The sequence below is a fragment of the Anaerococcus porci genome, from assembly GCF_034090325.1.
Classification (GTDB): domain Bacteria; phylum Bacillota; class Clostridia; order Tissierellales; family Peptoniphilaceae; genus Anaerococcus; species Anaerococcus porci.
Map to the genome: position 1 here is coordinate 1 of NZ_JAXDSU010000096.1, position 10,044 is coordinate 10,044.

Annotated in this window: 8 protein-coding genes, 1 tRNA gene and 2 pseudogenes; 9 read left to right on the forward strand and 2 right to left on the reverse strand. The window is 31.4% G+C overall.

The window, feature by feature from the left end; genetic code table 11:
• Positions 1–635, forward strand: a pseudogene (locus SOR60_RS09760) (terminase); the annotation flags it as partial.
• Positions 636–842: 207 nt separating this feature from the next.
• Here the strand turns inward: SOR60_RS09760 and SOR60_RS10605 are convergent.
• Positions 843–1,134: pseudogene (locus tag SOR60_RS10605) on the reverse strand (transposase); the annotation flags it as partial.
• Between the two features lie 346 nt (positions 1,135–1,480).
• Between SOR60_RS10605 and SOR60_RS09765 the strand changes: the two are divergent.
• From SOR60_RS09765 to SOR60_RS09795, 7 genes are all read left to right on the forward strand, one after another.
• On the forward strand, positions 1,481–2,923 hold the full coding sequence (locus SOR60_RS09765; protein ID WP_320595836.1) for a PucR family transcriptional regulator: 1,443 nt from the start codon (positions 1,481–1,483) through the stop codon (positions 2,921–2,923).
• Positions 2,924–3,002: 79 nt separating this feature from the next.
• Entirely contained in the window at positions 3,003–4,559 is a 1,557-nt protein-coding gene (locus SOR60_RS09770) for an OPT/YSL family transporter (RefSeq protein WP_320595837.1), read from the forward strand.
• Positions 4,560–4,618: 59 nt separating this feature from the next.
• A complete protein-coding gene (locus SOR60_RS09775; RefSeq protein ID WP_320595838.1) occupies positions 4,619–5,233 on the forward strand; it encodes an aspartate/glutamate racemase family protein in 615 nt (204 codons plus the stop codon).
• Positions 5,217–6,266 carry an S-methyl thiohydantoin desulfurase domain-containing protein gene (locus tag SOR60_RS09780; protein ID WP_320595839.1) on the forward strand — a complete coding sequence of 350 codons (1,050 nt, stop codon included), beginning with the start codon at positions 5,217–5,219 and terminating at the stop codon, positions 6,264–6,266. The genes SOR60_RS09775 and SOR60_RS09780 overlap by 17 nt, the downstream gene beginning before the upstream one ends.
• A 7-nt stretch (positions 6,267–6,273) precedes the next feature.
• Positions 6,274–7,206, forward strand: a complete 933-nt coding sequence (locus tag SOR60_RS09785) for a DUF1177 domain-containing protein (protein WP_320595840.1) — start codon at positions 6,274–6,276, stop codon at positions 7,204–7,206.
• Complete coding sequence (locus SOR60_RS09790; RefSeq protein ID WP_320595841.1) at positions 7,207–7,875, forward strand: AroM family protein; 669 nt, start codon at positions 7,207–7,209, stop codon at positions 7,873–7,875.
• A gap of 4 nt (positions 7,876–7,879) precedes the next feature.
• Positions 7,880–8,809: an aminopeptidase gene (locus SOR60_RS09795; RefSeq protein ID WP_229771184.1), complete on the forward strand. Its 930-nt coding sequence runs from the start codon at positions 7,880–7,882 to the stop codon at positions 8,807–8,809.
• Positions 8,810–9,594: 785 nt separating this feature from the next.
• Here the strand turns inward: SOR60_RS09795 and SOR60_RS09800 are convergent.
• A tRNA-Thr gene (locus SOR60_RS09800) sits at positions 9,595–9,670 on the reverse strand.
• Positions 9,671–9,807: 137 nt separating this feature from the next.
• Here SOR60_RS09800 and SOR60_RS09805 point away from each other — a divergent pair.
• On the forward strand, positions 9,808–10,044 hold a 237-nt coding region (locus tag SOR60_RS09805; protein WP_320595012.1), incomplete at its 3' end, for a GTP-binding protein.

Sequence of the window (10,044 nt, forward strand, 5' to 3'; positions counted from 1 at the left end):
CTGATTTTAAAAAATGTGTAGAACTTTATGAAGGATCTAAAAGAAAAACCATGGAGTGGCAAAGATTATTGTTGAAAGATATCTTAGCCATAAATAAAGATGGGTTATGGACACATACCAAGTGTGGTTATTCTTTGCCAAGAAGAAATGGTAAGTCTGAAATTTTAGTTATGAGAGAGCTTTATGCTCTATTAAATGGGGAGGTAGTAAATCATACTGCTCATAGGACTAATACTTCTCATGCTTCTTGGGAAAAGTTATGCAGGGTTTTAGATGATGCCAACATTGAGTATGAATCCTTAAGGGCTACAGGTCGTGAACGTGTGGAGATTCCAGAGACTGGTGGAAGGGTGGAGTTTAGAACTAGGACTTCTACTGGTGGACTAGGAGAAGGCTTTGACCTTTTAATAATTGATGAGGCTCAAGAGTATACTGATGATCAAGAGTCGGCTTTAAAGTATACAGTTACCTCATCTAAAAATCCTCAGACTATAATGTGTGGGACTCCTCCAACTCCTGTATCATCAGGTATGGTCTTTGTTAATTTCAGAAAACAATGCCTAAATTCTCATCTTAATAATGCTTATTGGGCGGAGGAGTATCTTGATTATGCTACTAATAAGATAATAATATAAGAAATTATTATTCTTTCTCAAGGTTTATTTCCAAAAAAGGATACAGGGAATTCATATATTTAAAGATAAGAATACCAATAAGTTAAATTTAATAAAAATAGTCAAAGCCAAAATTTCGTGTAAAATTTACTAGTGCTTTATGAGTATATTATATTATCATTTAAGCACAGATAGAGCTTTAGTTTTTATATATTTGAAGAAATTTTACCATGAATACTCGCTTTCACTATAACTTAGGTCTAATCCTATGATTTTTCTATTTTCTTTTTCGTTTATTCTTATTGCAATATTGCAAGCTTTTGACACCACTCTATGATTTTGTCTTAACTTTATGTAAACTACGTCTAAAAGTAATTATGGATGTTTTATTATATTTAAGTTACTATTCTCTATAGTTTAACTTCTTTATCAAGATTCTTGCTTAGTGTTGATATAAAAGATTTAGAATATGTTTTGTGTACATATTCTCTATTACTTTAGATACTTTCTTAGTAGATACGTGCCCTATAGTTATGCAAAGAGTTCGACTAATGAAGATCTAGTTGGAAAGTAAAAATAGAAAAGTTTCAATAAAAAGAATTACATAGGCTATAGTCATGGAGCTCAAAGGATAATGAAAGGTATGTTTTGTGTAGTAATGGAACCAGCTTGTAGTTGATAAAAATTTTTTGTGTTAAATAGTCTGTGTTTCAGCTTATTCATGGTTGATGCAAACTGATATTTTTTGTTTAATTAAAAAGCAATCATCAATAGGTTTTTTAATTTATTCTTTTGAAAATTAGTGTTATTTGCATTTTTAGATGATAGTAAGTTAAAATATAGAAAACTTAAGAAGAGGTGATTTTTTGGAAAACTATTTAACTGTTAGAGAATTGGTTGATAAAAATTATATAAATAAGAGTACTTTAATAGCTGGACGAGATGGTTTAGAAAATAAAGCAAAGAATATTTTAATATTGGAAACTCCCGATGGAATGGATTGGCTAAAAGGAAATGAGTTAGTTCTTACTGCAGGATATGCATTTACTAGTAACGAGCAATATAAAGAAAATTTAATAAAAACTGCGCACGAAAAAAATGTTGCGGCAATAGGTATAAAAGTTGGGAGATATTTCGGCTCTATATCTGACGAATTAATAAATGAGGCAAATAAATATTGTATTCCTGTTTTTTTGTTAGAGCGAGAAACTGTTTACTCAGATCTTGTTAATAAATTTTATGATTTATTATTTAATAAAGTAAATGATAATATTCTAAATATATTAAAATCTTACTATAAATTATTAAGCAAGCAGACTGATGGAGTCTGCATGGAAGAAATAATAAGTGAAGTACGAAAATTAACAGGTCTAGATGTATGCTATGAGAAATTTAGTGAGCTACTTGGTAATTCAATGATAAAAAGTAATTACTATATTCCTCTTAAACATAGGGGATATATATTTGCTTATCTAATAGTTAAGGGGAAAAACAAAGAAGATCTGACGGATTTTCAAGAAAGCTGTATTAATTATGCGATTTCACTATTGAAAAATATAGTGATTTCTGAACAAAATATTCTTTTAGCACAAAGTGCTAATAATAGAATCATTACGGAAATACTTTTGAGTGGACAAAAACTAGATGAACGTTTCAGAGATAGCATTTTGTCATATATGGGTTGGTATGAAGAAAGTTATTACGCTATATATTTCAAATGGTTAAATTCTAGAGATTCTAATTCTAGAATACGCCAAATAATGGAATTTTCTCTAAATGAAAAATTTCTATTTACGGAAGATGGAAATAATATGGTAACATTTGTATTTTCCAAAAATGATCCTATTTCAGATTTGATAAAAAGAATTGCAGCCACTTACAAAGATTTAAAAATTGGAGTATCAACTCTAAAAAATAGATTAGAGAATATTAATCAAGCATACAAAGAGGCTTGTAATATTTGCAATATTTCAAAAGAGCAAGTTGATACCTTAGATAACTCTGTAAACTTTAAAATATTACTAGAAATTCTAGAAAACGAAGAAATGAAGCTTTATCTTTTTGATATCTTAGAAAAACTTAAAAACTATGATGATGAGCACAACGCTGAATTGTTAAATACACTTTCGACATACATAAGAAATAATTTGAGCAAAAAAGAAAGTTCTGAAAAACTTCATATACATGTAGAAACTTTAAGATATAGACTGTTGAGAATAAGTAAGATAACAGGATTAGATACTTCAAGACTTGACGATTTGTTCATTCTTAAATTGATATCCCATTTGAGTATTTATGACTTTTCATAAAATATAACTTTAATATTCTTGTTTTTATATATATTAAAATTAAACAAAATGATTTATTATTATGTTTAAGGAGGGTAGTATGAAAAAACAAAGAATTAGTGCATTTGAACCTAAGGTGTTCATTTTAGGAATTATTCTATCTGTATTTTCTGCAATAATATGCATGCAGATAATTGCGAAAGTTGGTTTCACGCCAAATACTTCAATTATTGGGGCAATAGTAGCGATGGTATTAGCAAAAATACCTTTACAATACTTAAGCGGATTTAAATCCCTTGAGAGACAAAATTTGATACAAACGACAGTATCGGCTGCTGGTTTCTCTTCAGCTAATTGTACCTTTCTAGCATGTGCGATATTTTTTGTATTAGGAAAAGAAGAAATGATATTTCCAATGGCAATAGGAAGTGCTATAGGAGTAGTAGTTTCAATAGTAATAGTTGGAAAATTGTATGATACGCCTGTTTTTCCAGCTAGCGCAGCATGGCCTCCAGGAGTTGCTACTGCCGACGCTATAATTGCTGGCGACCAAGGTGGAGATAAAGGAAAAAGATTACTTGAAGGGTTAATTGTAGGGGCTGTTGCTAGTCATTTTGGTTTACCTGCAGCAGGTATAGGAATTGTATTTATTTCAAATATATTTTCCATGGTAGCATTAGGAGTTGGATTGTTAATAAGAGGATATTCTGAACAACTTTTCGGATTTAATTTAGGAAATACTTATATTCCACATGGAGTGATGATTGGTGCAGGATTAATGGCGCTTATTCAATCTATTTTAATTATAAGCAAATCTGATAAAAAGCCTAAAACAGAAAATAATGAAAATATTAAAACAACAGTTAGTGCGTCTCAAACAAAGAAAGTAATTTTAGTGGCAATAATTGTATATTTAATATCTTCATTAGCACTTGCGGCGGTTTCTGGAATAATTACTAATATGGGAGTTTCTCAGTTGATATTATGGGTATTGTGGACAACATTTTCTGCTGTTGTTGCTATGATTCTGGTAGGGATGGCTGCTATGCACTCGGGATGGTTTCCGGCGTTTGCAATTACAACTATATTTATGACCATAGGTATGTTCATGGGATTTGAAGTAGTTCCTTTGGCATTATTGACAGGATTTGTTTCATCAGTAGGTCCATGTTTTGCAGATATGGGATATGATTTAAAAACTGGATGGATATTAAGAGGAAAAAGCGAAGATATAGAATATGAATTATATGGAAGAAAGCAACAAGTTATAATAGAAGCAGTTGGTGGATTAATCGGTGTGGTGGTTGTAGCTTTAACCATGTCGGTATATTTCAATCAAGATTTAATGCCACCTGTAAGTAGAGTTTTTGCAACTACTGTTCAGGCTCAAGCTGATACTGAATTGATCAAAACGTTGTTGATTTGGGCAATACCAGGCTTTATTATACAAGCTATTTCTGGAAGCTCAAGAATGGTAGGAGTATTGTTTGCAACTGGTCTTTTAATAAATAATCCAGTGTATGGAATAGGAGTAATTTTAGCTGTTATTGTCAGATTGGCAATAGGAACTGAATTTATGGAAACTAGGGATGCAGGATTAATCGCAGGAGACGGTATTTATGGATTCATTGCAGGATTAATTAATTCGATATTTTAGGAATTTATTATGTATAAAATAGGATTGGTAAGAGTTTTATCAAACTTTGACAAAATTTTATGAACTCACACGGAAGAATTATAGAAAAAAACTTCCCTAATATTGAAGTTGAATCTATGGCTATCAAAGATCAGCCAGAAGGTATACATGACGAAGAAACCGAAATAATTGCTATACCAAAAATAATTGAACTTGTAAAAGAAAATTACACTGACAAAGATGCAGTGATTATTAGTTGTGCTGGAGATCCTGCTTTACAAGAGTTAAGAAAAGAGGTTAAAGTTCCGGTAATTGGTGCGGGAGAAAGTGCTTCATTGGTTAGTAAAATTTATGGAAAAAAAGTTGGCGTTGTTGGAATTACAAAAAAAGTTCCAAAGTCTTATAAAATGATTATTGGTGATGACATTGTGGGTAAGCCATATATCGAAGGAATTGAAAACACACTAGATTTAATGAAAGACTTTGGTAGAGAAAGAGCATTGAAACATTGTCATAATCTAAAGTCTTTAGGTGCAGAAGTTTTGGTTTTTGCCTGCACAGGACTTTCAACAATAAAGATTGCTCCGTATATAGAAAAAGAAATTGGGTTAAAGGTTGTCGATTGTGTTTACGCTGAAGGGTTAATGGCTTATGGTGCTTGTATTAGGAGGAATTTTTATGAAAAAATTAAATGAAATTGATGTTGAAAAAGCAATCATAGGTGGTAGTGTCTTAGGAGGCGGTGGAGGAGGATCAAAAGTTCAAGGTAAAAAAATCGGACTTTTGGCTCTTGAAAAGGGTGAGGTAAGGTTATCTGACATAAATGAATTTGATGATGAAGATATAATTGTTTGTACATCACTTGTAGGAGCTCCATCGTCAAAAGAGCAATATGTAAGTCAAGATGATTATCTATACACAATCAGCAAAATGAGTGAAGAATTAGGAAAAGATATAAAAGGTGTAATAACAATAGAAAATGGTGGTGGTGCTACAGTGAACGGATGGATGCAAAGCGTTATTTCAAACGTTCCTGTTGTAGATGCACCAGCTAATGGAAGAGCTCATCCTACTGGAATAATGGGTAGCCTTAATCTCCATAAAGTTGAAGGTTATGAAAGTATTCAGGTTTATGCTGGTGGAAATCCAGAGAAGAAAATGAATATTAGAGGAGTTGTTAGAGGGGATATTAATAACTGTGCAAAACTTGTAAGAGAGGCTGCGGTTCATGCGGGTGGCTTAGTTGTTGTTGCTAGAAATTCAGTAAAAGCAAGTTATTTGAAGAAAAACGGAGCTATTGGTGCCATATCTAAAGCATTAAGTCTAGGAGAAAAGATGCTTGAAGTAAAAGAAACGAATGGAAACCCTATTGAAACAGCAGTTGAATTTTTAGGAGGTGAGATAATTACTGAAGGAAAAATCGAAAACTTTAAATTGGATATGAAAGAAGGATTTGATATTGGTTCCTTTAATGTTGGTGATTATCAACTAACGTTTTGGAATGAATATATGACTATTGATAAAAAAGAAAAAAGACTTTACAGTTTCCCAGATTTAATAATGACTTTCAATAAAAAGAATTATGATACAGTAACAACTGCTGAGGTCGAAGAAAATATGAAAGTGGTTATTATAGGCGTAAAAGCAGATAAGTTAATTTTGGGTTCGCCAATGCATGAAAGAACACTGCTCGATGAAGTATCAAAAATAATTGGGAAGGAGATATGAACAAGATATGCTAATTAAACAAATAATCGATGTGTATAATTTAGTAGATTCATCAGATATAACAGGAGAAAAGGTTGCGGAATATTTAAAATCAATAAGAGATACTGAAATAGAAGTACATACGATTTCAGGAGAAGAAGGCTCAACCGATTTTATTAGGATAAAAATTAAAGGTAAAAATGGAAAGTCAGAAGGGGGAAACGCGCCAACTTTAGGCGTTTTAGGAAGACTTGGAGGTATCGGAGCTAGACCAGAAAGATTGGGAATAGTTTCTGATGGAGATGGTGCACTTGTTGCTTTATCAGTTGCTGCAAAATTACTTGATATGCAAAACAAGGGTGACTTTTTAAATGGAGATATTATAGTTTCAACCCATATTTGCCCTGACGCACCTACTCAACCACATGAACCAGTTCCTTTTATGGGTTCTCCAGTCGATATGCAAGTGGTAAATGAAGAAGAAGTAAGAGGAGATTTTGATGCTGTTTTATCCATTGATACTACAAAAGGAAATAGGATAATTAACTATAATGGGTTCGCAATTTCTCCAACAGTTAAAGAAGGATATATCTTAAAAGTTAGTGATGATTTGCTAGATTTAATGGAGATAACCACAGGACAACTTCCAAAAGTATTTGCATTGTCTGAACAAGACATTACACCTTATGGAAATGACTTATATCATTTGAACAGCATTTTACAACCTGCTACAGCTACTGAAGCACCTGTTGTTGGTGTCGCAATTACAACAGAAACAGTGGTTCCAGGATGTGCTACAGGCGCATCACATCCGAGTGTATTGGAAGCTTGCGGAAGATTTGTAGTCGAAGTTGCAAAAGCCTATGGTAAAGGAAAAATCAATTTTTACGACAAAATAGAATATGAAAAAATTTTACAAAAATATGGTTCAATGAAAAAGTTTCAAACACTAGGTGATTAAATGAAGACATTGTTATGTATAACGATAGGTCAAGCGCCAAGGAATGACATTATATCTTCAATGGGCAAATACCTGAAAGAATTTAATATTATTCAGCGAGGCGCATTAGACGGTTTGTCAAAAGACTATATTGAGAAAAACTTTTCTCCCAAAGATAGTGATTATGTTTTAGAGTCAAAACTTAAATCTGATGAATATGTTCAGTTTGCAGAAAAATATATTTTGGAAAAAATACAAGATATAATTTACAAAGAAGAAAAAAATGCCGATTTAATTCTAATGCTTTGCACAGGAGTTTTTGAACATAAATTTATTACAGAGAAAAATATTATTTTTCCACAAAGATTAATTTTTCCAGTAGTTAAAGAATTGGTTGGAAATGGTTCGCTATTGATTTTAGTTCCGGATGAATCACAAATTCCACAATCAAAGGAGAAGTGGGGAGCGATAATTGAAAAATTATATTGCATAAACGTATCTCCATATGCAAAAAATCAAAAAGAATTTTCAAACGCAGTAGAATATATTGAAAAAATAAATCCAGATGTTGTTTTTATGGATTGTATGGGTTATTCAAAGGAAATGAGAGAGTTTTTTGTTGAGAAAACAGGAAAAAGTGTTGTATTGGGTAATAACTTGATTGGCAAAATAATAAGTGAAATGAGGTGATTTTTTGAACAGTTACAAAAAGGTTTTAATTGACGCAATGGGTATAAAAGAACAAGAAAAAGTTTTAATACTCACTGATGACAACAAAATTAATATAGCAAATAAATTGTATGAAGAAGCAAAAAACATAGCGAAAGAATCTTATCTATTTGTTATGAAACCAAGAAGAGTAAGTGGGGAACAATTACCTTTAGAAGTTGAAGAACTAATGAAATCGGTAGATGTCGTTATTGCAGCTACTACAGTTTCAATGACGCATACAAATGCAAAAGTAAATGCATTAAAATCAGGTACAAGAGTTGCAAGCATGCCTGGAATTACTGAAGATATGTTCGAAAACGGTGCAATAAATGCCAATTATGATGAAGTTATCAAGTTAACTGAGGTAATTACAGAAAAACTTACAAAGGCAAAATATGCAAGAATAGAAAAAGATGGCTATACTTTAAATTTAAACCTAGACGGAAGGTCTGGTGTTTCTTCCCCTGGCGTATATAAAAATAAAGGCGAAGGCGGAAATTTGCCTTCTGGAGAAGCGTATATAGCGCCTATTGAGACTGGTGTAAATGGAAAAATGTTAATTGATGGTTCAATGGTTGGAATAGGCCTTTTGAAAAAACCATTGCTTGTTGAAATAGAAAATGGCAAGATAGTCAAATTAGAGGGTGATGATGACAATAAGCTTTCAATTCTCTTTGTAAGTGAAGAAAATCACACTATAGCAGAACTTGGAATTGGAACAAATTCTGCCGCAAGACTTACTGGAGTGATTCTTGAAGACGAAAAAATATATGGAACTGTTCATATAGCTTTTGGTACAAATACATCATTTGGCGGGAAAAACCAAGCAAGTTGCCACCTTGATGGGATAATTCTTAATCCGACGCTGTATCTAGATGATGAAAAACTTTTAGAAAACGGGAGATTTTTATAATTATTTTTTCTAAGTTTAAAAAAGTGGTTCAATATCTGAACTCAATTCTGTAAATATTGAATCTAATAATCTATTTTGAGCGGAATGTAGTCTGTAATTTACAGAAGATTTCGCTTGATTTTTTAGTGAAAAAAAGGCATATTTAATTATTTACCTTACAATTAATTAACCACAACTTAAAAAGGAGACTAAATATGTCTATTGATTATTTTATTACAAATTTACTAAATATTAAAGTGGATAATATATCTTTTTTGGGTGATATTCATCATGAATTTATTAAGGGTGTTAAGAGACATTTAATGTATTTTAATGATAAGATTTATCTTAAGATGCATGTGTCTATTAATATTTATTTTGAGTATTTAGATTTTATTGAGAATTCTTTTATTTATAAATATCCTAATGATTCTATTGAAGGGATTAACAATTTTATTAAGCTATTAAGCCTATTTATTTTAGATCATTTGTTAATTTTAGGACTAGAGTTTTTGTAAGTAGGAATCTAGTTTTAAGAAATTAAAAACCAAGAAGTAGTATGTTCTACTTTCTTACTTCCTTGGAAATAATTGTGTTTATTTTATCTACCAACACTATTTAACAAAGAATAAAAAAAGAAGAAAGCAGATCACTTTCTTCTTGATTCTCTATATTGTACCATTAGTTATTTTTTTATTGTGTTACCAACCAGTTACCAACGTGTTACCAAACCAGTCGGATTTCTCCAAATTTCTTAGCATTTTTATCAATACAAACGTTGAAATTCCGTAAAAATGGGCATAAAATGGAGCCACTTCCCAGAATCGAACTGAGGACCTCATCCTTACCATGGATGCGCTCTACCTACTGAGCTAAAGTGGCACTTAATTAAGTATACTACCTGTTTTAAAAAATTGCAAATTTTTTATTTATTCAATAAAAAACGGTATAATGTTCTTAATTCTAGTAAAATTATTAAATTTATGGTATAGTAAAATTATAATATTTAGGAGGATGAAATGAGTAAAGAAACATTTGAAAGAAGTAAACCACATATTAATATTGGTACAATAGGACACGTTGACCATGGTAAAACAACAACAACAGCAGCAATTACATTAGTATTAAATAAAAAATACGGAACAGGTGAATCAATTGATTATGATAAAATCGATAAAGCTCCAGAAGAGAGAGAAAGAGGAATCACAATCAACACATCTGTAGTAGAATATGAAACACCAAACAGACACTATGCA

What these genes read in the sequence shown, in the direction of transcription:
- SOR60_RS09790 (WP_320595841.1), top strand. Translation starts at nt 7,207, where the DNA reads ATGAAGACATTGTTATGTATAACGATAGGTCAAGCGCCAAGGAATGAC.
- SOR60_RS09770 (WP_320595837.1), top strand. Translation starts at nt 3,003, where the DNA reads ATGAAAAAACAAAGAATTAGTGCATTTGAACCTAAGGTGTTCATTTTA.
- SOR60_RS09775 (WP_320595838.1), top strand. Translation starts at nt 4,619, where the DNA reads ATGAACTCACACGGAAGAATTATAGAAAAAAACTTCCCTAATATTGAA.
- SOR60_RS09785 (WP_320595840.1), top strand. Translation starts at nt 6,274, where the DNA reads ATGCTAATTAAACAAATAATCGATGTGTATAATTTAGTAGATTCATCA.
- SOR60_RS09780 (WP_320595839.1), top strand. Translation starts at nt 5,217, where the DNA reads ATGAAAAAATTAAATGAAATTGATGTTGAAAAAGCAATCATAGGTGGT.